The following is a 22282-nucleotide window of genomic DNA, read 5'->3' as shown; positions in this document are numbered from 1 at the left end:
GTGTCGCTGGCGGGTAGGGCGATTAATGAAGGGAAAATGCCAAGTAACGTTGGGCAGAGAAAGTATTCCTCGAATGCGATCGGATAGATGATCGAGGAATCTGTTATAATGATTCAATCTTTGCGGATTAAAATATTGGACTATTTCAGCGAGTTATTGATGAGGATAAGTCAGAAATAGGGAGAAAATCCCGAACCGAACTTTTAATCATGGCATTAAAGAAGAGGAATTTAATTGAATTTTTCAGCCACTGAAAAGGTGAGAATCTATGTATAGAAGAATTTCGCAACAAGCTAAGAAGCGCTGTTTATTAGCGCTATCATGCTTGACATTCATGACATTAACTTCGCAGTTGAGCTTGGCTGATGAGCGTTTCATTGTGGATTATTTTAAGAATTTCCAAACGCTCGAGGCGAATTTTACGCAGGAAATTACCACTAAAGAGAAAACCGATAAGACAGCAGGGCATCTTATCATTGAAAAATCAGCAGATAAGAATACCGAAACTGTGACAAAAGCAGCTGATCAACCGCGCTTTATCTTTGACTACACAGAACCTTATCATCAAATTTTAGTGAGCAATGGTCAGAAATTTTGGTTCTATGATGTTGATCTAATGCAGGTGATTATTAAACCGGTGAAGAGTGTCTTAGAGAATCCTGTTTTGCAAATTCTATTAAGCGATCAACCTTTAACGGCGAACTTTAATATTAAAACAGTACGTGATCGCCGGGAATATCTCTTAACGCCGAAGCAGACCTATAATGATCTTCAAATCAATGATATCCAAGTCGTATTTGCCAATCGTAAGATCTATTCTTTTAAAGTAGAAGATGTGACCGGGCAAACGATCTCATTTGTGATGAAAAAAGTGGTTGAGAATAAGCCTGTGGACGCAAGTCTGTTTGATTTTAAAGTTCCACAAGATGTGGATATCATCGATGAGAGCAAGTAATAATGGCGGATCTATTTGATGCGTTACAAGAATCAACGCAACAACAATTTGCACCATTAGCTGATTTAGCGCGCCCCAAAGATCTCTCTGAAGTGGTGGGACAACGGCATCTACTCGCCGAAGGAAAGCCTCTCTTTGAAGCTTTTAAAAGCGATATTCCACATTCAATGATCTTTTGGGGACCACCGGGTGTTGGTAAGACAACGCTTGCGCGTTTGGTGGCCAAGGCTTTCGATGCTGAATTTATCGATCTTTCCGCGGTATTTTCAGGTGTGAAAGAGATTCGAGAAGCGATCAAAGAGGCCGAAGTGTATCGCCTACAAGGTCGGCGCACGATTCTTTTTATCGATGAAATTCATCGGTTTAACAAAGGGCAACAGGATGCGTTGTTACCTTTTGTGGAATCAGGATTAGTGACCTTTATTGGAGCAACCACTGAGAACCCCTCTTTTGAAATTAATCAGGCACTCTTATCTCGGGCTTTTGTTTATGTCTTGCAACCACTTGATGAAACCGCGGTTACCACGCTTTTGAATAGAGCTTTAACGACCTATTATCCCGATTATCAATTGACAGATGAGGCGATGGCGTTGTTAGTGAATTATGCCGGCGGTGATGGTCGGCGGTCACTCAATCTATTGCAACAGCTCTTGATTGTCGCGCAGAGTAATGATTTAACAACCATTGAGAAGTCGCTTGTAGAGCAGATTCTAACGAGTCAGCCGAAGAAGTTTGATAAGGGCGGCGATTACTTCTATGATCAGATTTCGGCATTACATAAATCCATTCGGGGCTCAGATCCTGATGCGGCTCTCTATTGGTTCTGTTTGATGATGGAAGGTGGCGTTGATCCACGCTATCTAGGTCGGCGAATCTTAATGATGGCTTGGGAAGATGTGGGACTGGCTGATCCACGTGGAACACAAATTGCTACCGATGCTTTAACTACTTATGAGCGTCTAGGAAGCCCTGAGGGCGATTTAGCATTAGCACAAGCTGCGATCTATCTCGCTTGTGCCGCGAAATCAAATGCCGGTTATATGGCCTTTAAAAATGCCCGAAAATTTGTCGCTGAAGATCAAACAAGGCCAGTTCCTTTTCATCTACGCAATGCCCCCACGAAGCTTATGGCAGAGATGGGACATGGTAAAAATTACCGTTATGCCCACGATGAACCCGGTGCATACGCTGCCGGCGAATACTATTTCCCTGATGGCATGGAAGAGATGCAGTGGTATCATCCCACCGATCGCGGCATTGAGAAGCAGATTGGCGAAAAGCTAAAGTATCTTAAATCGCTAGATGAAGAGGCTCGGCGGGGAAAATAGCCGTTGTTGATGTTTACAATTCATTTCAATTAAAAGAGTGCTTTGCTATATAAAAACACCCCAAAGTTATATTCAACTTTTGGGGTGCAGTTTGCTTTTCGATGCTTCTTTTATTCTATTAGAAAGATGACTGTTGAGAGTAAAACTTCATTAAGAGAATAAACGATCTCACTAACCCTCAATCATGGCGATGGCTTTACCAAGACGATCAAGCGTTCGCTCTTTGCCCACTAAGAAGAGGGTTTCATCGAGATTAGGGGAGTTGGTACGACCCACGATTGCGGTGCGAAGTGGCATACCCACTTTCCCCATACCTACTTCAAGGACTTGCGTTACTTCCTTCACCGCTGCATCGAGATTCGCTGGCGTCCATTCAGCGACATTCCCGAGGATTTCCACGAGTTTCTCAAGTACAGGTTTTGACACCGGTATGAGCTGTTTTGCTTTCGCTGCTTCATCCATCTCAATGGTATCTGTGAAGAGGTAGAGTACCATTTCGGCTAGCTCAACCAGCGTTTCACAGCGTTTTACATGGGCTTCCACCACTTGAGTGAGATAGTTATCAAACTCAGGGGATGTTTCTGTTTGAACGCCGAGTTTCTCTAAGAAAGGTTTGAGTAACATCGCAAGCTCGGTAGGGTTTTTCTCAATCATATAGTGCTGATTGAGCCAACGAAGCTTAGAAGTATTAAAGGCACTTGCTGATTTATTAACATTATTTAAATCAAAATATTGCACCATCTCTTCAAAGGAGAAGATCTCTTGGTCGCCATGTGACCAGCCGAGGCGAACAAGATAGTTAAGGACTGCTTCAGGTAGATAACCTTGATGATAATACTCCATCACGCCAACTGCGCCATGACGTTTTGAGAGTTTTTGACCATCATCGCCGAGAATCATTGCTAAATGGGCAAATTTAGGAACTGGTTTATTCATCGCTTTGAAGATATTGACTTGGCGATAAGTATTATTGATATGATCATCCCCGCGAATAACGTGGGTAATTTCCATATCGACATCATCGACAACGACACAGAAGTTATAAGTTGGAGAGCCATCTCCACGAGCGATAATCAGATCATCAAGCTCACTATTTTGTACGCTCAAGTTACCATGAACAAGATCCACGAAGGTGGTCGCGCCTACTTGGGGTTGTTTAAAGCGCACCACCGGTTGAATCCCCTCAGGAATCGCCGGCAATGTCTTACCTGGCTCAGGGCGCCAAGTGCCATCGTAACGGGGCTTCTCTTTTTTCGCTTCTGCTTTCGCGCGCATTTCGGCAAGCTCTTCTTGTGTGCAGTAGCAGTAATAGGCATGACCTGATTCGAGGAGTTCCGCAATCACTTCTTTGTAACGGTCAAAACGCTTTGTTTGATAGTAAGGACCCTCATCATAATGTAATCCTAACCATTCAAGACTCTCAATAATCGCCGCAACGGCTTCCGGCGTTGAACGCTCAAGATCCGTATCTTCGATTCGAAGTACCGTTGTCCCTTTATTGTGAAGGGCATAGAGGTGAGAGAAAAGGGCAGTTCTAGCACCGCCGATATGAAGATAGCCCGTTGGAGATGGGGCAAAGCGAGTTTTAACCATCATAATTGTTTTATATTTCCAATAATTAAATAGTAGGTAAAAATAACGAATATGTCTCTAATTGTAACACTGATAGTGACAAATCGCTGATTAATCCCTTGATTCTGCTCTTGATAAGGGGTTGATCGTGTGTTGTTGTAATCGATTATTATTTTAGGGGGGATTCAACGTGTTAAGTCACGAGAATCCCTATTATGCCTTATAGTCGGTTATGACTCTTTTTCTGTCGTTTCCGCCGGAGTATTCGAGTTCCCATTTTCGTTCTCATTCTCGAGCTCTTCCGCTTCTTTTAAGGCACGTTTCTTCTCAATGCGCTTGCCGATATAGAGACCTAATTCAAAGAGTAGAATCGCAGCACTTGCGAAGATAATCATCGAAAATGGATCCGGTGGTGTTGCGATTGCCGATACGGTAAAAATCCCGACAATAATGTAAGGACGTTTACTCATTAGGCTCTCTGTTTTTAAGATTCGTAGAGAAACGAGGATAATGAGAATAATCGGAATCTCAAAGACCACACCGAAGAAGAAGAAAAGGCGAAGAACCGTCGAGAGATATTTATTGATATCGGTGGCAATCTCAACACCAGCAGGAGCTGAGCCTGAGAGGAATTTGAACATCACCGGCATCACTGCATAATAGGCAAAAAACATCCCAAGATAGAAGAGGCAAACACTGGTAAAGATAATCGGGAATGCAACCCGTTTTTCGTGCTGATAAAGCCCCGGTGCGACAAAAGCCCACACTTGATAGAGCACCCAAGGAATGGCGATAAAGAAAGAGACCCAAAGCGTCAATTTAATCGGGGCAAGAAACGGTGCAACCACATCCGTTGCAATCATCTTTCCGCCCTCTGGCATCACTTTTAATAGTGGTGTTGCCACAAAGTTATAGATATCATTCGAGAAGTAAACCAGACAGACAAAGACGAGTAATACGCCAATGCCGGCACGAATGAGACGATCTCGAAGTTCGATCAGATGATGAATAAAGGTCTGTTCTTTTGTGGGGTTCGTGGTCATAGTTGTAATCAATATTCGTAATATAAGATGAATCGAGATAGGGTAACTTGAAACTATCAATTGTATAACAGTCGCAAGGTCACTTTAAGTTATTATCTGCTTTGAATGTGACAAGGATACGATTTTAGAGATTAACTTGTTGATTGTATTGTGCTTGACAGCGCCGATATCTCAATCGTTGTTTCAGGCGTAAAGAGAAACTCTTGAATTAATCTTGTACCTGTAATCCCTAACAGTAAGATGACAGCTGTAATTAAAATATATTTGGCTGCCGCTTGACCCCGTAAGCCAAATTGGTAGCGAGCAAAGAGAATCGCACCGTAAAGTAGCCAAGCAAAGCCAGTGAGAATTGTTTTATGGATAAAGTGCGCTGTAAACCATTGATCAAAAAAGGCAAGGCTCGTGAGTAGGCTAATGGTGAGCATAATAAAGCCGATCAAAAGCAGCTGAAAAAGGAGATGTTCCATTCGCATAATCGGTGGCAATCGATGAGCAATCGAGCGCTTTTGTTTGAGAGAGCGATCTCTAAAGTAGACTAATAGCGCTTGAATCGAGGCTAATAGTAAGATTGCATAGGCGACAATTGAGGTTAGTATATGAATACTGAGCCAAGCAGATGGGGTACCAAAGCTCACATCATTGGTATCAAAGAGCGATAAAACTTGTGTTACCGCCGCAAAGAGGGTGATGATAATCGCCGTGTTTAAATGGCGCTTAAGGTAAGGGAGGACGAGTAATACCATAATTAATGAGGCCAGTGACAGTGCTTCAAAGGCACTAATCTCATCAAAATTACCGAGCGTTAATTGGAAGCTTAAATTATAAGCTTGTAGAATCAATCCGGCGACAATGGTTATACAACCAAGGGGCCAGCACCATTTGGGGCCTTTTCTTAACAGCGTTCCAATGAGAAAGAGCGTTGCGAGAAGATAGAGTCCGATATTGAGTGATATTAACGTCATAGTCTTACAAATCATCCCTTTTTATATCTAGAAGTGAGCCTTTAAAGAACTCCCTATTTCAAGTAAACTATACAGTGATTTTACTAGAAATTTTATAAGAATTATAAATAAAAGCTAAAAAGGGTTTTTATGTTTGAGAATTTAAGCGGTCGTTTACGACAAACGATGCGTTCACTGCGTGGACAAGCAAGATTAACCGAGAGCAATATTCAAGATGCATTGCGTGAAGTGCGGATGGCGCTCTTAGAAGCGGATGTCGCCTTACCGGTTGTACGGGAATTTATTAATCAAGTCAAAGAGCGCGCGGTTGGACGTGAGGTCATTGAGAGCCTCAATCCTGGGCAAGTTTTTGTGAAAGTGGTACACGAAGAGCTTATTAAGATTATGGGGGAGGGCAATGAGTCCCTTGATCTTCGTACCCAGCCACCGGCAATTATCTTGATGGCCGGTCTCCAAGGGGCGGGTAAAACGACGAGTGTTGGTAAATTAGCGCGTTTCTTACACGAAAAAGAGAAGAAGAAAGTGGCGGTGGTGAGTGCGGATGTCTATCGTCCTGCGGCAATTGAGCAGCTTCGTACCGTTGCGAGTAAGGTAGGCGCGGAATTTATCCCCTCAACGGTAGATCAAAAGCCGGCAGATATTGCGCGAGATGCCATTGAGAAAGCAAAATTGATGAATGCCGATGTATTGATTGTCGATACTGCCGGTCGTTTACATATTGATGAAGTCTTGATGGAAGAGATTAAGGAAGTTCATTCGGTGCTCAATCCGATTGAAACACTCTTTGTGGTCGATAGTATGACGGGGCAAGATGCGGCGAATACCGCGAAAGCTTTTAATGATGCCTTGCCTTTGACGGGGGTTATTTTAACGAAGATCGACGGGGATGCCCGTGGTGGTGCGGCGCTGTCAATTCGTCATATTACACAAAAACCGATCAAATTCTTAGGTGTGGGGGAGAAGCTCGAAGCGCTTGAGCCATTCCACCCTGATCGTTTAGCTTCTCGTATTTTGGATATGGGCGATGTATTGTCGCTTGTGGAAGAGATGGAAGCGAAGGTTGACCGAGGAGAGGCGGAGCGTTTAACGAATAAGTTTAAGAAAGGGGAAGGCCTCGATCTCAATGACTTTAAAGCACAGATGGAACAGATGCTCAATATGGGCGGTATTAATACCTTATTGACCAAACTTCCGGGAATGGGCGATATTGCCGAAAAGGCGAAAGGTAAAGTAGATGATAAAATCTTCGTTCAAAAAATTGCGATGATCAACTCAATGACACCGGCGGAGCGCGCAGATCATAAAATTATTAAAGCCCCACGTCGGAAACGGATAGCAGATGGCGCTGGTGTGAATATTCAAGAAGTGCATAAACTGCTGAAAGAGTTTGATCAGATGCAACGGATGATGAAACAATTTAAAGGCGGTGGCGTACGTAAAATGATGCGCTCTCTGAAAGGTAAATTGCCAAAACGATAGAATCTATTATCGTTCCTATATTAACGGCTTAACAACCATTTTTCTTCAATCAAATTGACTATCCCTTTATGAGTGAAAGAGGCGAACGATCACCTTATGAGCGACCAAAATCCCCCACCTTTAGATAGCGGTGCATTGAATCATCAGCGTTCAGCGAATCAAAATAATTCCTCACAAGCGGAATTATCGCAGGCGCTTTTAGCACAAACTTTAGCGGCCGCGCTCAATAGTGCCACTGTTGAAGCGCGCCGGAAGCGTCGTTGGGGGATCTTTTTTAAGCTCCTATTTGGCTTCTTCTTTCTACTCTTTTTAGTGATCTTTATTGGACTTAAATCTTTAAGTAGTAGCGATCTCTACTTGGATAGTAATGGAAATGTGGTGGATCGTTATAGCGCTGTGATTGATGTTAAAGGGGTGATTGCCGATAATAGTGAAGCAAGTGCAACTCGTATTATCAAAGGCTTACAGCGGGCTTATCAAGATCCGAAAGTGGCCGGCATTATTCTTCGGATCAATTCAGGTGGCGGTTCGCCGGTACAGAGTGGTTATGTCTATGATGAGATTCAGCGTTTACAAAAACTCTATCCTGAGAAGAGAGTGATCGCCGTCATAGAAGATATTGGCGCATCCGGTGCTTACTATATTGCCGCTGCAAGTGATGAGATCTATGCGGATAAGGCGAGTTTAGTTGGCTCTATTGGTGTCACGGCGGCAGGCTTTGGCTTTACACAGTTGATAGATAAAGTGGGAATTGAACGCCGGCTCTATACTTCCGGCGAATATAAAGCCTTTTTAGATCCATTCTCTCCTCAAAATGCAGTGGAAACAGAGTTTTGGCAAGGGGTGCTTGATGGGGTACATCAGCAATTTATCAAAGCAGTAGAAACAGGCCGGGGAGATCGTTTACAGCGCAATTATCCTAATCTCTATAGCGGTTTAATTTGGAATGGGGAACAAGCATTATCAATTGGTCTGATTGATGGTTTAGCCTCGCCGCAGTCGATTGCGAGAGAAAAATTCGCCGCGCCTTTTATGGTGGACTTTACCGAGAAAGAGGATCCTTTTGTTAAACTGATGCAAGCAATGGGAATGGGGATTGCAACAGGTGTCAAAACCGCTTTCCCGGATGTGGGTTGGCAGTAGCTGATATTATCGTATTCAAATGCCGGCGCATCGGTTGATCGAGGCAAGGAAGCCGTTCTATCCGGCATCTTGCAACTGTCATTTAGTATGCGGCTTTATGTTTTTTTAATCCTACACGAGCTACTTAAAACCATTTTTCTTAAACCAAATTTACTATATTTTTCTTCATTTATTTTGTGGAATGTGTTGATTTCATATCTTGATCTCGGGTAGTGAGATATTGCCGAAGTCCCTCTTCCAGCTCAATTTGCAGATGTTGGGGAGAAAGAATTTCGACATTGGGAATCCAATAACGCATCAGCGCTAGAATTTCTTGTGCGGCCACATTTTGACTAACCACGATAAGATCTCCCTCATCGTTCTCTTCTTGAATGATTTGATTGGGGAGTAATTTTCGCCGAATAAAATAATTAGCAACCGAAGCATCAACTTTGATAATCACTTCATCGATCTGATTACCATAATAGATGCTATCGTTCTGTTTGATCTCTGCAAGAAGATGGGGATCGATGGTAAAAGTCTCTTTTAACACACTAATTTGACTAATTTTGGCAAAACTAAAGGTTTTCACCTGCCCCGAGTCAATCGCGATTAAATACCAAATGCCAGAGCGGTTGAGGAGTAGGTAAGGGCTGACACGATAGTTTTTAACTTCGCTCTTATTTTTATGATAGGAGAAGTCGAGATATTGATGGGCTTCAATCGCCGCTTTGATGAGTTCAAAATCAGCGCTTTTATGAGAAATATCCTCATAATTATGGCCTTTCACATAGATACTCTGTGTTAATTGCTTTTGGAAAAACTCCCGATCGATTTTAGGGAAGAGATTCTGAATACTCGCAAAATGGGCAAAACGCTCGATATCTTCTTGATAAAGCTGGCCAAGCGTTGACTTTGATAGACTATAATATTTCGGCCCACACTCTTCCCACTGTAGAAAGACAAGTCGATCTTTGAGATCACGCATAATAGTGCGTGGTGTCACATTAAACTCTTCGGCAAGTGCATTCACTTCAAGGCGTTCCCCTTGATTGAGTTTTGCGAGAATATCAGCTAGGCGACAGGCTAAATTAAGATTTTTACTGGACATACAATACCTTAAGAGAAGCGGGGTTAAGAAATAGGCGTGAGTGTTTGTTTAAGATTTGAAGAGATTTTTAATTTTATTGAGTAGGTTATCGGTGCTTGGTTGCCCTGAGTGATCGCCAAAAGGGTTTCCCTTTGCAAAAGAAATTTCTAATGCTTCGCTGCCACATTTAGGGCAGCTGCCGAAAGATTCAATGACATCACTACTTTGTTTGTGTGACCAACCACATTTTTTGCAACGGGTGATCATCGGATTGGGTGGGGCAAAGGCCATAGTAAACTCCTTAGGAAATGTAATATGGGTTGGTCAATAGGGATTGGTTAATAGGGATATCGATCTCTTATCTATAAACGCATCGCATAAATGCGTAGTAATAATGATCGTGTTGATGAATCTACTGTAACTAACTGATATTTATATTCAATGCATTGCTCTGTTAATGTTAGTTGAGGGATGTTTGATTCCTATCATTCGATTACTCGATCATCCGACCATGAGCGGGTAGATAAGCAATTAACCATAACAAATACATTATAAAAAAGTACAACGACAGGTTATGTCATTTGGGTCAACTATTTGATCCCTTTCATCTAATTGTGCTTATGGTTCTCACACATCAGCAGTATCGGGAGCCGTCATTATTCAAATAGAGCCATAGCAACAATAATTAATGATACGGTTATCTTTGTTTTATTTTTGGAATGCTTTTAGTTTATTTTAAATAATTTAATTTTACACTGTTTTGTATTTAAATTTTAAACTTTGCTTGTGAATATACTTAAATATAATGATTTGTAGTTTATATTAGATATATTTTAAATATCTGTTATCTTAAATAAAGATAGATCTATCAAATAGATTTTTTGTATATTTTAGGTTAATGAACATCTTCTTTGATTGATATAAGTAATCATTTTTTAGATGGTTTCTCAATAAAAAATTTTAAAAACAAATTTTAAAACAAATTTTATTTAAATAAACAGAGATTCACCTTCTTGAAATGCAAAGCGTGATCTTCCAAATTCGGCTATTTTCAAAGGGATTAATAAGATAATGGGTTATTTTTTGATTATTTTTAATGATTTGCCAAATATTGATAAAGCATTTTAAGTGAGATTGTTACCCTTTAGCCTATATAGATTTTAAAAGCGAGACAGACTATGAGTAAGCAATTAGTGACAGCAGAAGTAGTTCGTGAATATAAGCAGCAAGGAGAGGTGCAGATTGCCTATGATCCTAAGCTCTGTATTGTAACGCCGGAGGCTCGAGTGGTAGCAGAAGAGCTGGGTATCGAGATTATTCTATTAAGTGATGCGAAACAGGATATGGGAACTTGTAGTGTACCTAATCCTAAGGTTGCTCAAGCACAACGAGTCGAAAGCCAAGCGCAATCTCGTAAAAATATGGCTAACGCGTATAGCCCAAATGCGGATGTTGCAACTCAAAAGAGAGCACAACCTGCCGGGCGAGCGTTATCTGATCGCGATTTTAAATTGATTCGTGAAGCTGTACTACAGAAGATGCCACAAGGGGCTAAAATCAGTGATGAACTATTAGCACAATTAGTGGAGAGAGCAATTAAAGAGGATGCACTCTCAAGCGCTTCGCAATCACATACTTCTCAGCCCCATACAGCTGATGAGAGTAGTCAAACTTTAAAAAGTGGTATCAAGTTAGTGAAAGGAAATTTGGCTAAGACAACACTCTTCGATGGCGCAGGACCAAATAATCGGGTATCGATTGCCGATGTGATTACTGGTGATGATAACAGCAGTATGTCTGCCGGTTATATGAGCTGGGAGAAAGGCGCCTTCCCTTGGACGCTTAATTATGACGAGGTTCAGGTGATTTTAGAGGGTGAACTTCATATTACTTCTCAAGGTGAAACAGTGATCGGTCGTCCTGGCGATATTATCTTTGTGCCGAAATCTTCCGCTATTGAATTTAAAACCCCTACTAAGGTTCGGTTTGTCTATATTGCTTGGCCTGCTAATTGGCAAGCACAGTAGTGAGCGATTTATCACAGTTCTGTAGAGTAGAGTGAGGTTCAATATGGGCTTATTTGTAACAGAAGATTGGCTAAGAGCGAATTATAGTTTGAGTGATGGCACGGAGATTCATCTTCCCGCAGATTGTCGCTTAACACCGGCAGCACGTACGCTGATTTCAGATCATCACCTTGTGATTAAGTATTTAGATGAGCAAGGGCGACTCTTTGTGGAGAAAAGTGCAGAGGAGCGCATTAATGAACCTGATGAATTATTAGTGCAATCTGGAGAAGGGGTGATTTTAAAACCCGTTCATGGTTTAACAAGCCAAGATCACTATGAGGAAGCTTCTTGTCAGCTCTGTCAGCAAGGGGTTCATAAAAAGCCCGACACAATGACCCATTTAAATGCCCATACGCTAGTGTCTAAGGCCGATCCTCGTTTAGCTTTTCGTGCAAAATTAGATAGTACAATTGCCGTTGCGGTTTGGTTGCAAGGAGAGATTTCAACAGAAGCACAAGGTTGGCTCAGTGATATTCGTTCTGTCCTTGGCAATATTATGCGTGCCGATGCAATGGATGAACCTTTACCTCACTTTGTGATTGGGGGGTTAGACGAAAAAGCAATTCATCGACTCTCGCATTCCCCCTTGCCCTATTTAGAACACGATCATATTGTGCCCTCGGTGGAGCATGGACGAGATGTGCGATTATTGAATCTACTACGCACCTCTATTCGAGAATGTGAAATTGCAGCTGCACAGATCTTCATTGATCGGGATTTTCGAGTGATTCGCCCTGATCTGATGCAAGGATTGAATCGGCTTTCAAGTGCAGTGTATGTCTTGATGTTGCTCTGCCTTCGCTTGACTCAAAATAAGCCTTGGTTGACGAAAGAAGCCTTACTGCAAGCATTAACCTTGAAAGATGAGCGTTAAGGGATAGAAGATAATGAAAAAAGAGAAGATGACATTAATCGAACGTTGCCAGGTAAGCGCGAAAGGTGCGCCGGGTTGGGTTGTATTTCCCGATGCGGTTGATGAGCGTGCTATTCGCGCTGCGATTGCAATTCAGGAAGCAGGGTTTGGATACCCTTGGCTATTGGGAGATTTTGCTGAAATTAAGGCATTGTGCCAAAAGAGTAATCTCTCTTTTGACAAACTTAATATCATCGATCCTCAAGCATCCCCTTGGTGTGAAGAGTTTGCACATCGTTTAGAGGGAAAAGTACGCAATAAAAGTTTTGATGAGTTATTAACGATGGTGCAAGATCCGCTCTGGTTTGGCGCTTCAATGTTAGCTACCGGTCGTTGTGACTTCTGTATCGCTGGTAATCTCTCTTCGACAGCGGATGTATTGCGGGCGGGATTACGGGTTTTAGGATTAACGCCGGGAAATAAAACGCTCTCATCATTAATGATTATGATCTCACCGAATGGTGAGGAGATTTATGGATTTTCAGATTGTGGTGTGATTCCTGTTCCTACCACAGAACAATTAGCAGATATCGCGCTCACTTCGGCATATAACTTTGCCGCAATTACGGGGGAAGATCCCTCAGTTGCCATGCTCTCTTTCTCAACAAAAGGCAGTGCAAAGCATGAAGTTGTTACAAAAGTGATGGAAGCAACCGAATTAGTGCGAGCCCGAGATTCATCACTCAAGGTCGATGGTGAATTGCAGTTTGATGCGGCGATTGTGCCGAGTGTCGGTGCAAAAAAAGCCCCAAATAGCGATGTGGCCGGACGGGCGAATGTCTTAATTTTCCCCTCATTAGAGGCAGGCAATATCGGTTATAAAATTGCACAACGGCTTGGAGGATATGAGGCGATTGGTCCTTTAATTCAAGGCTTAAATGGTCAAATGCATGATCTCTCTCGAGGCTGTAGTTGGCAAGATATGGTGCAAGTATTGTTGATTTCCACAAAGATGAAAGCAAGTACAAATTGAATAGTCATAGTTGGAAATTAACAGATTTAAAAATTCAGAGCTTTACCGTTAGGAAATAGTGAGCTCTTAGGTCGGTGATCGCAATCACCATTGTTCAACGTCCCATATCGGGATTTCAATAAGTAGAGGTAGTTATGGAAGCATTAGGAATGATTGAAACGAAAGGGCTTGTTGCTTTGATTGAAGCATCAGATGCAATGGTTAAAGCGGCTCGCGTAACACTCGTAGGCTATAAACAAATTGGTGGTGGTCTTGTCACAGCTATGGTTCGTGGTGATGTGGCTGCGTGTAAAGCGGCAACTGATGCAGGTGCAGCCGCGGCACAGCGCGTGGGTGGTGAAGTGATTGCTGTTCATGTCATCCCACGTCCTCATGGGGATTTAGAGCATCTTTTCCCAATCAAAATGTCTCATGAGAACCAATTAGACTAATTGATCGATAGATGATGTTCGATTAAGGTGCGTGCTGATTGGGGAGTGATAACTTTATCGATCAGCTCACCTTAATCTCTTTTAATGAAGAAAGGATCAACTCATGAAATTAGGAATTGTTGTCGGACAAGTGGTGAGTACAGTGAAGCAACCTGGGTTTGAACAGGAGCGTTTATTAGTGATTGATGTCATTGATAAGGCAGGTTCAGCCTCCGGTGAGCGCATTGTCGCAACAGACTCTTTAGGCGCTGGCAATGGTGAGTGGGTTCTAGTTGCAAGTGGTAGTGCTGCGCGAAAAACAGTGCGTAACGCCAGCAATATTGAAGCACCGGTAGATGCCAGTGTCGTCGGCATTGTCGATGAAGCAGTGGTAGATGGTGAAGTCTTTTACCATAAATGAGTGACCATAAGTGAGGTAGGACGTGGATATTAATTCAAAAGCAATTGAAGAAGTTGTCAAAGCTGTGCTCAGCTCAATGGGACAGCTATCAAATGGGGCAACCAATAATAGTAATGGAACCGCTACTTCAGGTTCATCACAGTCGCTTACCGTGGCGGCAGGTGTTTTTAATGAATTAGATGATGCAGTTACTGCAGCAAGAGTGGCTGCAAAATCATTAAAGCTCGTAGCGATGCGTGATAAAGCCATTGCGGCGATTCGAGAAGCGGGCGAAAAACATGCTAAGGAATTGGCAGAGTTAGCGGTCAAAGAGACCGGTATGGGGCGCGTTGATGATAAAACCGCTAAAAATAAGCTTCAAGCAAAAGGAACGCCGGGTACTGAGTGTCTACGTCCTGAAGTAGTGACTGGTGATACCGGTTTAACCCTGATTGAAAATGCACCTTGGGGCGTGATTGCTTCGGTCACACCCTCTACGAATCCAGCTGCGACCGTGATTAATAATGCCATTAGCATGATCGCCGCCGGTAGTGCCGTAGTTTTTGCGCCTCACCCGGCAGCGAAACAGGTGTCGCAACGAACTATTTCTATCTTAAATGAGGCAATTGTTGCAGCAGGTGGTCCTGCGAACTTATTAGTCACCGTTGCAAATCCCAATATCGAAACGGCACAACGTCTCTTTAAATATCCTGGGATTGGACTATTAGTGGTAACTGGCGGCGATGCCGTTGTGGAATCAGCGCGTAAACATACCGATAAACGTCTGATCGCAGCCGGAGCCGGTAATCCGCCTGTGGTGGTAGATGAGACTGCTAATATTGAGAATGCTGCGAAATCAATCGTTTTTGGCGCCTCATTTGATAACAATATTATCTGTGCAGATGAGAAAGTCTTAATCGTGGTGGATTCTGTGGCGGATCAGTTGATTGCTGCTATGCAACGGCATAAAGCATACTTATTAACGGCAGAGCAAGCAAAAGCCTTAGAACCTGTTCTTTTAACAAAGATTGATGAAACAGGTCATGGGGTTGTGAGTCGTGATTGGGTAGGTAGAGATGCTACGAAGATTGCCGCAAAAATTGGTATCAATACACCGGCAGATACTCGATTACTGATTGTAGAAACAGGGAAAAATCATCCCTTTGCAGTGACTGAATTAATGATGCCGGTTTTACCGATTATTCGAGTGAAAAATGTGGATGAAGCGATAGCGCTGGCGGTGGAATTAGAGGCAGGTTGTCATCATACGGCGGCAATGCACTCTACTAACTTAGATAATCTTGACAAGATGGTACAAGCAATGGATACCAGTATTTTTGTCAAAAATGGCCCTTGTATTGCGGGCTTAGGTTTCGGCGGAGAAGGTTGGACCACAATGACTATTACAACGCCAACAGGGGAAGGTGTGACAAATGCCCGTACCTTTGTGCGGTTGCGTCGTTGTGTTTTAGCAGGGAATTTCCGCATTGTGTAATTGATAGTGTAGTTAAATCTTAAGGTTGAGGGAGAAATGATGAAATTAGGCGATGTGAGTCAAATCATTTATCGAGCAATGGATGTGATGAATGCTCGAAATGTTCGTAAATTTAGCGTTCCCCCTCGTACCTATATGGGACCTGGGTCACTCACCTGTTGCGGTGAAGCAATGGTCGCAGAAGGGCATCATCATGCCTTTGTGATGGTGGATGCACTCATTCACAATATGCATATTGTCGATGGACTCTATCGTTCTTTAGAAGCTGCGGGAATGGGTTATCAGCTTTTTCTCTACGAAGGCGGTGAACCTGCTTCAGATGTGGTAGAAGTAGCTGCGAAAGCCTTAGTAGACGCCGACTGTGATAGCGTCATTGCCATTGGTGGTGGCTCTGTGCTTGATGCGGCTAAAGTGACTGCAATGTTAGCAGTTAATATGCAGCTTCCCCTTGAGCAGCTATTGAGTCCTGAAGTGACGTTACAAAAGCGGTTGCCGTTAGTTGCGATTCCAACGACTTCTGGAACCGGGTCTGAGGCAACGGATATTGCGGTGATTACCAATGTTCAAACGGGTATGAAGCAGGTTCTTATTCATGATCAGTTGATTCCTGATTTGGCGATTATTGATGCTTGTTTGACATTAGCGGTTCCCCCTTATATTACCGCCATAACCGGTTTTGATGCCCTAACGCATGCAGTTGAGACTTATGTGGGACTGAAGGGCACAGCGCTTACTAAAGGTTTTGCCTATCGGGCTATTTCGATGATTGGGGAGTCATTACCGTTAGCGGTAGGACAAGGGCAAAACATTGAAGCAAGAGAAGCCTTAATGCTGGCCTCTTATATGGCAGGAATGGCTTTTTCAAATGCAGGCTTAGGATTATCCCATGCGACAGCGCATCAAATTGGTAGTAAGTACCATATTCCGCATGGGCAGTGTAATGCCATTATGTTGCCGGCAGTGATGCGGTTTAACAGTTTAGTGTGCAAAAAAGAGTATGCCGAAATTGGTCATGCTTTAACCGGACGGCATATTAATGGGGATGAGACGATCGTAGCTGTTGAAGCACTGATCTCTGAACTTGAATTAAATCAACTTAAACCTGAGTGGCAATTGGCAGAGGAAGATATTCCGGAGCTATCTGAAGTTGCGATTCAAGATATCTGTTTAACCACGAATCCTAGAACCACGACGGAGGCACAGATAGCACAAGTTTATCGAGATGCTTTTCAACAATACTCCTAAGAAGTTACCTATAGCGAAAGCATCTATAGAAAATAGCAATAGCAGGGAATCAGAATTTTATTGAGAGATTACAAAAGTGAGTGAGATGTTCACATTAATCAACGCAAAGCGCGGGTTATAAAGCCTGTAGAAGCGGATAGTTAGGTAAGGGGCAGACAATGGGTATTAATGAAATAATAATTTGGTTCATGATGATCTTTATGGTGATCGGGGCATTTGACCGCATCATGACACAGTTTGGTGGCTCAACTAAAATTCTTAGCAAAGTTGGATTGGGTCGCATCGGAAAGGGCATCGATGGGGCGGGACATCAATTTGATGAAGGTTTCCTGGCAATGGGCGCTCTAGGGTTAGCAATGGTGGGTATTACCGCGCTTGCGCCGGTGATTAAAGAGGTCTTAGGGCCTGTGATTATTCCGCTTTATGAGAGTGTAGGCGCGAATCCTGCGATGTTTGCAGGGACTATTCTTGCCATTGATATGGGGGGTTATCCGATTGCTGGTAGCTTAGCAAATGGCGATGTGGCCGCTGAACTCTATTCGGGGATTATTCTAGCCTCTATGATGGGGGCGACAGTGGTTTTCTCCATTCCTGTAGCACTTGGCATCATCAATAAACAAGATACTCGTTTTATGGCATTAGGGATGCTTGCCGGTATTATTGCGATTCCTGTCGGCTGTTTAGTGGGCGGTATTGTCGCAATGTATTCCAATATCGAGGTCAATGGGCAGTTAGTGGTATTTACCTTTAGCATGCTCTTAGTGAATCTGATTCCTGTTATGGTGGTTGCGATCCTCATAATTTTAGGCTTGAAATTAATACCTGAAAAGATGATTTCTGGCTTCCAAATTTTTGCCAAAATTTTAGTGGTGATTATTACGATTGGTTTAGGTGCTGCAGTCTTCGAATATTTGACGGGCTTCCAAATCATTCCGGGAATGGATCCTATTTTTAATACCGGCGATGGTGAGATGCGTGCCATTGAGGTCATTGGTTCGATCTCTTGTGTTCTTTTAGGGGCTTATCCGATGGTTTTCCTATTAACACGTTGGTTTGATAAGGCTTTTATGCGTGTTGGTAATCTCTTAAAAATGAATGATATGGCTGCCGGTGGCATGATTGCGACATTGGCGAATAATATTCCGATGTTCAGTATGATGAGCAAAATGGATAATCGCGGTAAGGTAATTAACTGTGCATTTGCTGTCTGTGCCTCATTTACGCTTGGGGATCATTTAGGTTATACCGCCGGTGTGATGAATCAGATGATCTTCCCGATGATTGCCGGAAAATTAGCCGGGGGCATCGTAGGTGTGGCCATTGCAATGCTCATTATGCCGAAAAATATCAATGAGATTATCAGTGAACCTGCGCTTGAGAGTGCGGGGGATGAGATCGAAGCGACTGATCCTGTAATGACATCTGAGAATGTACAAGAGAAGTCTTAATCAATAATCGTTAATAAGGCAAGGTCAATATGGCGGCAACAGTACTTCATAGTGTTGGTATTGATGTGGGAACTACCACAACACAAGTGATCTTTTCACGATTAGAGTTAGTGAATCGTGCAGCAGTATCGCAGGTGCCTCATTATGAATTTACCAAGCGGGAGATTCTCTATGAGAGTCCGGTGATCTTTACACCGATCAATTTTGAAGGACAGATTCGTGAAGAGGAGTTACTGAGCTTTATTTTGAGTCAATACCAAGCAGCCGGTGTTGCACTTGAGTCATTAGAATCTGGGGCAATTATCATTACGGGTGAGACTTCTAAAGCCCGTAACGCTCGGCCGACGATTATGAATCTCTCTGAAAAATTGGGTAACTTTGTGGTAGCAACGGCAGGCCCTTATTTGGAATCCATTATTGCGGGGCAAGGGGCGGGAGCTGCTGAAATTTCTCAGGATTTGAAAGGACGAGTGCTCAATATTGATATCGGTGGGGGAACTGCGAATTACGCCATATTTGATCATGGAGAACCTCAAGAGGCCGCTTGCTTAAATATTGGTGGGCGTCTGTTGGAGCTTGATGAAAATGGAGGTGTATTGCGAGCACATCAACCGGCACGGCTTATTTGCGCAGCATTATTTGGCGCGGATTTTGATCCTTTAATGCTCTCTATGGATCAAGTGCGGGAAGTGGCAAATACTATGGCGCAATTGGTCTATGAAGTCGCCATAGGAGAACCCTCAGATTTAGCCAAGCAATTGATGATGACCGATGATCTTCCCGCAAAGGGGAGATTTCAAGCGGTGACGATCTCAGGGGGAGTGGGGACTTGTCTTTATGAACCGGTTGCTAGTGAAGCGCTTTTTCAATATGGCGATATCGGTCCTTTATTGGCAGAAGCCCTGCGCAATAACAGCGGAATGAAAAGATTAGCATTGGTGCAACCGAAGCAGACAATTCGAGCAACAGTGATCGGTGCAGGTGCTCATACGCTCTCTCTTTCGGGAAGTACGATCTGGTTAAAAGAGGTGGCATTGCCATTGCGCAATATTCCGGTCATTCAGACACGATTATCCGGTATTGATCTACAACCTGAACAGTTAGTGGATGATTGGGAATTTGCAATTAAGCAGCATGACCTTGACCCGGCTTTAGATCTCTATGCAGTGAATCTGCCTAAGGATCTACCGGTGCTTTATAAGGATATTCAACAATGTGTAGAAGCCCTAATTCTCTTTGTAGAGCGGTATCAGAGTCAATTGCCGCTTATTTTAGTGGCAAAGCAGGATTTAGGGAAAGTTTTAGGAATGCTTTTACAGCCTTATATCGGGGCGAGAAAGCTAGCGGTAATAGATGAAGTTGTGACTCGAGAGGGTGATTATATTGATGTAGGCAAGCCACTTTTTGAGGGTGAGATTGTCCCTGTAACCATTAAATCACTAGCATTTCCGGCATAGTTAAGGAGTAGAAATAATGAAATTAAAAACGCAGTTATTTGGCCAAACGTACCAATTTAGGGATGTGAAAGAGGTTTTGGCAAAAGCCAATGAACTTCGTTCCGGCGATGTGTTAGCAGGCGTAGCCGCGCAAACCTCTCAAGAGCGAGTGGCCGCGAAACAAGTGCTATCTGAATTGACCGTTGCGGATATTCGTAACAACCCTGTCGTTCCTTATGAAGAGGATTGTGTTACTCGTTTAATTCAAGATAATCTCAATGAAACGGCTTACAACCGAGTCAAAAATTGGACGATCGGACAGCTTCGGGAATATATCCTCTCAGATGATACAACACTGACAGATTGGAATTTTATTAGTAAAGGGCTCACTTCAGAAGTGATCGCCGGTGTGGCGAAAATCTGTTCAAATGCAGACCTTATCTATGGGGCGAAAAAAGTTCCTGTTGTAAAACGCGCGAATAATACGATCGGTTTACCCGGGCACTTTGCTTGCCGTCTACAACCGAATGATACTCGCGATAATGTGAAAAGTATCGAGGCGCAAATTTATGAAGGTTTATCTTATGGCGCAGGAGATGCGGTCATTGGGGTAAATCCTGTGACAGATGATGTGGAAAATTTACGTCGGGTATTAGATACGATCTATGAAGTGATCGATAAATATCAGATTCCCACACAAGGTTGTGTATTAGGCCATGTTTCTACACAGATGGAAGCTATTCGTAAAGGTGCGCCAGGAGGACTTATTTTCCAAAGTATCTGTGGTAGTGAAAAAGGGCTTAAAGAGTTCGGTATCTCTCTTGAGATGCTCGATGAAGCGCAAGCGGTAGGACGCGAGTATAACCGTATTGCCGGCGAGAACTTCTTCTACTTTGAAACAGGACAAGGCTCAGCGCTTTCAGCAAATGCGCACAATGGTTCAGATCAGGTGACCTTAGAGGCGAGAAACTATGGGTTAGCGCGTCATTATGATCCTTTTATGGTGAATACCGTTGTGGGCTTTATTGGTCCTGAGTATCTCTACGATGACCGTCAAATTATGCGTGCAGGGTTAGAAGATCACTTTATGGGGAAATTACATGGTGTGGCAATGGGCGTTGATTGCTGTTATACCAACCATGCGAATGCGGATCAGAATGTGAATGAAACGCTCTCTATTTTATTAGCAACGGCAGGCTGTAACTTCATTATCGGGATGCCATTAGGGGATGACATTATGCTTAATTATCAAACCTCTGCATTCCACGATACTGCGACCATTCGTCAATTATTGAATTTACGTCCGTCACCTGAGTTTGATGCATGGCTTGAGAAAATGGGGATTATGCAAAATGGTCGCTTAACGAGCATTGCCGGTGATGCCTCACTATTTTTCTAAGGGGAGAATGAACAATGGATCAGAAACAAATTGAAGCGCTTGTACAGCAAGTGATTAGTAAATTAGCGGTGCAATCAAATGGTAATGGCCAACATTTTACACAAGGTCATTCTGTGGATAATGGCGGGTACAATGCCGGTCATTCTCAAGGGAGCGGCACTCATCATCAGGTGGAATCCTGCAGTCTTGATCTAGGCTCGGCCGAAGCTAAAGCTTGGATCGGTGTTGAACATCCACATAAGCCTGATGTTTTACAAGGGTTTAAAAATAATACAGCCGCACGGGTCGGTTCAGGTCGCGCCGGTGTTCGTCCTCGAACACTCTCCTTAATTCGTTTTTTAGCAGATCATTCTCGCTCAAAAGATACGGTTCTTAAAGAGATTCCGGTGGAATGGGTAGAACAACAAGGCTTATTAGAGGTGCAATCTGAGGTTAAAGATAAAGATCAATATCTGACCCGTCCTGATATGGGCCGTGTGTTAAATGCTGAATCGATCGCACTGATCAAAGAGAAGTGTGTACAACAACCTGATGTACAGGTCATTATTTCAGATGGTCTATCTACAGATGCGGTATTAGCAAACTATGAAGAGATTTTACCGCCATTGATGGCAGGCCTTAAAAATACCGGCCTTAAAGTGGGAACGCCTATTTTTGCCCGCTATGGTCGTGTGAAATTAGAAGATCATATTGGTGAAATCTTAGGGGCAAAAGCGGTAGTTATGTTAGTCGGTGAGCGTCCGGGATTAGGACAATCTGAATCGCTCTCTTGTTATGCGGTTTACAGCCCTACGATTCAAGATACGGTAGAAGCGGATCGTACTTGTATCTCTAATATTCACCGTGCAGGAACGCCACCAGTTGAAGCCGCTGCGGTGATCGTTGATTTGGTCAAACGTATGCTTGAGAAGAAAGCATCCGGTATTAATTTATTAAGATAGGA

At 43.1% G+C, this 22282-nt stretch carries 19 protein-coding genes and 1 pseudogene; 15 read left to right on the top strand and 5 right to left on the bottom strand.

What is annotated here, in order from left to right:
- Positions 1–268 precede the first annotated feature (268 nt).
- A complete protein-coding gene (gene lolA / locus DC083_RS08610) occupies positions 269–955 on the top strand; it encodes an outer membrane lipoprotein periplasmic chaperone LolA (RefSeq protein WP_109189816.1) in 687 nt (228 codons plus the stop codon).
- A gap of 2 nt (positions 956–957) precedes the next feature.
- On the top strand, positions 958–2283 hold the full coding sequence (locus DC083_RS08605) for a replication-associated recombination protein A (RefSeq protein WP_109189815.1): 1326 nt from the start codon (positions 958–960) through the stop codon (positions 2281–2283).
- Positions 2284–2454: 171 nt separating this feature from the next.
- Here the strand turns inward: DC083_RS08605 and gltX are convergent, their stop codons facing one another.
- The 3 genes from gltX to DC083_RS08590 all read right to left on the bottom strand — a co-directional run bounded on the left by gltX (position 2455) and on the right by DC083_RS08590 (position 5860).
- The gene (gltX, locus tag DC083_RS08600; RefSeq protein WP_109189814.1) at positions 2455–3879 is read right to left on the bottom strand and encodes a glutamate--tRNA ligase; all 1425 of its coding nucleotides are present in this window, start codon (positions 3877–3879) and stop codon (positions 2455–2457) included.
- Between the two features lie 206 nt (positions 3880–4085).
- Positions 4086–4898, bottom strand: coding sequence for a twin-arginine translocase subunit TatC (gene tatC / locus DC083_RS08595; RefSeq protein WP_109189813.1), 813 nt, complete (start codon positions 4896–4898; stop codon positions 4086–4088).
- A gap of 131 nt (positions 4899–5029) precedes the next feature.
- Positions 5030–5860 (bottom strand): cytochrome C assembly family protein, encoded by an 831-nt coding sequence (locus DC083_RS08590; RefSeq protein ID WP_157954915.1) that lies wholly within the window; start codon positions 5858–5860, stop codon positions 5030–5032.
- Between the two features lie 129 nt (positions 5861–5989).
- Between DC083_RS08590 and ffh the strand changes: the two genes are divergently transcribed.
- Both ffh and DC083_RS08580 read left to right on the top strand, forming a co-directional pair.
- Positions 5990–7339 carry a signal recognition particle protein gene (gene ffh, locus DC083_RS08585; RefSeq protein ID WP_109189811.1) on the top strand — a complete coding sequence of 450 codons (1350 nt, stop codon included), beginning with the start codon at positions 5990–5992 and terminating at the stop codon, positions 7337–7339.
- Between the two features lie 96 nt (positions 7340–7435).
- Positions 7436–8482: a S49 family peptidase gene (locus DC083_RS08580; RefSeq protein ID WP_109189810.1), complete on the top strand. Its 1047-nt coding sequence runs from the start codon at positions 7436–7438 to the stop codon at positions 8480–8482.
- 169 nt (positions 8483–8651) lie between these two features.
- On the opposite strand, the gene DC083_RS08575 is transcribed toward DC083_RS08580, so the two are convergent.
- Together DC083_RS08575 and DC083_RS08570 are read right to left on the bottom strand one after the other, a co-directional pair.
- Positions 8652–9572 (bottom strand): helix-turn-helix transcriptional regulator, encoded by a 921-nt coding sequence (locus tag DC083_RS08575; RefSeq protein WP_109189809.1) that lies wholly within the window; start codon positions 9570–9572, stop codon positions 8652–8654.
- 48 nt (positions 9573–9620) lie between these two features.
- Positions 9621–9842 (bottom strand): hypothetical protein, encoded by a 222-nt coding sequence (locus tag DC083_RS08570; protein WP_109189808.1) that lies wholly within the window; start codon positions 9840–9842, stop codon positions 9621–9623.
- Positions 9843–10729: 887 nt separating this feature from the next.
- Here DC083_RS08570 and eutQ point away from each other — a divergent pair.
- From eutQ to eutC, 11 genes and pseudogenes are all read left to right on the top strand, one after another.
- Positions 10730–11578 carry an ethanolamine utilization acetate kinase EutQ gene (gene eutQ, locus DC083_RS08565; RefSeq protein ID WP_109189807.1) on the top strand — a complete coding sequence of 283 codons (849 nt, stop codon included), beginning with the start codon at positions 10730–10732 and terminating at the stop codon, positions 11576–11578.
- 43 nt (positions 11579–11621) lie between these two features.
- Complete coding sequence (eutT, locus tag DC083_RS08560; protein WP_109189806.1) at positions 11622–12494, top strand: ethanolamine utilization cob(I)yrinic acid a,c-diamide adenosyltransferase EutT; 873 nt, start codon at positions 11622–11624, stop codon at positions 12492–12494.
- A 13-nt stretch (positions 12495–12507) separates the two neighbouring features.
- A complete protein-coding gene (pta, locus tag DC083_RS08555) occupies positions 12508–13506 on the top strand; it encodes a phosphate acetyltransferase (RefSeq protein ID WP_229822603.1) in 999 nt (332 codons plus the stop codon).
- 134 nt (positions 13507–13640) lie between these two features.
- A complete protein-coding gene (gene eutM, locus DC083_RS08550; RefSeq protein ID WP_109189805.1) occupies positions 13641–13937 on the top strand; it encodes an ethanolamine utilization microcompartment protein EutM in 297 nt (98 codons plus the stop codon).
- A 103-nt stretch (positions 13938–14040) separates the two neighbouring features.
- Positions 14041–14337 (top strand): EutN/CcmL family microcompartment protein, encoded by a 297-nt coding sequence (locus tag DC083_RS08545; RefSeq protein ID WP_109189804.1) that lies wholly within the window; start codon positions 14041–14043, stop codon positions 14335–14337.
- A gap of 28 nt (positions 14338–14365) precedes the next feature.
- The gene (locus DC083_RS08540) at positions 14366–15811 is read left to right on the top strand and encodes an aldehyde dehydrogenase family protein (RefSeq protein ID WP_109189971.1); all 1446 of its coding nucleotides are present in this window, start codon (positions 14366–14368) and stop codon (positions 15809–15811) included.
- Between the two features lie 39 nt (positions 15812–15850).
- A complete protein-coding gene (locus DC083_RS08535; protein ID WP_109189803.1) occupies positions 15851–17056 on the top strand; it encodes an iron-containing alcohol dehydrogenase family protein in 1206 nt (401 codons plus the stop codon).
- Positions 17057–17214: 158 nt separating this feature from the next.
- Positions 17215–18504 (top strand): ethanolamine utilization protein EutH, encoded by a 1290-nt coding sequence (eutH, locus tag DC083_RS08530; protein ID WP_109189802.1) that lies wholly within the window; start codon positions 17215–17217, stop codon positions 18502–18504.
- A gap of 29 nt (positions 18505–18533) precedes the next feature.
- Positions 18534–19961 carry an ethanolamine ammonia-lyase reactivating factor EutA gene (locus tag DC083_RS08525; RefSeq protein ID WP_109189801.1) on the top strand — a complete coding sequence of 476 codons (1428 nt, stop codon included), beginning with the start codon at positions 18534–18536 and terminating at the stop codon, positions 19959–19961.
- 16 nt (positions 19962–19977) lie between these two features.
- A complete protein-coding gene (locus tag DC083_RS08520) occupies positions 19978–21339 on the top strand; it encodes an ethanolamine ammonia-lyase subunit EutB (RefSeq protein WP_109189800.1) in 1362 nt (453 codons plus the stop codon).
- 170 nt (positions 21340–21509) lie between these two features.
- Positions 21510–22280, top strand: a pseudogene (gene eutC / locus DC083_RS08515) (ethanolamine ammonia-lyase subunit EutC); the annotation flags it as partial.
- Between the last annotated feature and the right edge of the window lie 2 nt (positions 22281–22282).

The sequence above is a fragment of the Ignatzschineria ureiclastica genome (assembly GCF_003121845.1).
In the GTDB taxonomy this organism is placed as follows: domain Bacteria; phylum Pseudomonadota; class Gammaproteobacteria; order Cardiobacteriales; family Wohlfahrtiimonadaceae; genus Ignatzschineria; species Ignatzschineria ureiclastica.
This window is presented reverse-complemented; position numbering and strand designations above follow the sequence as displayed.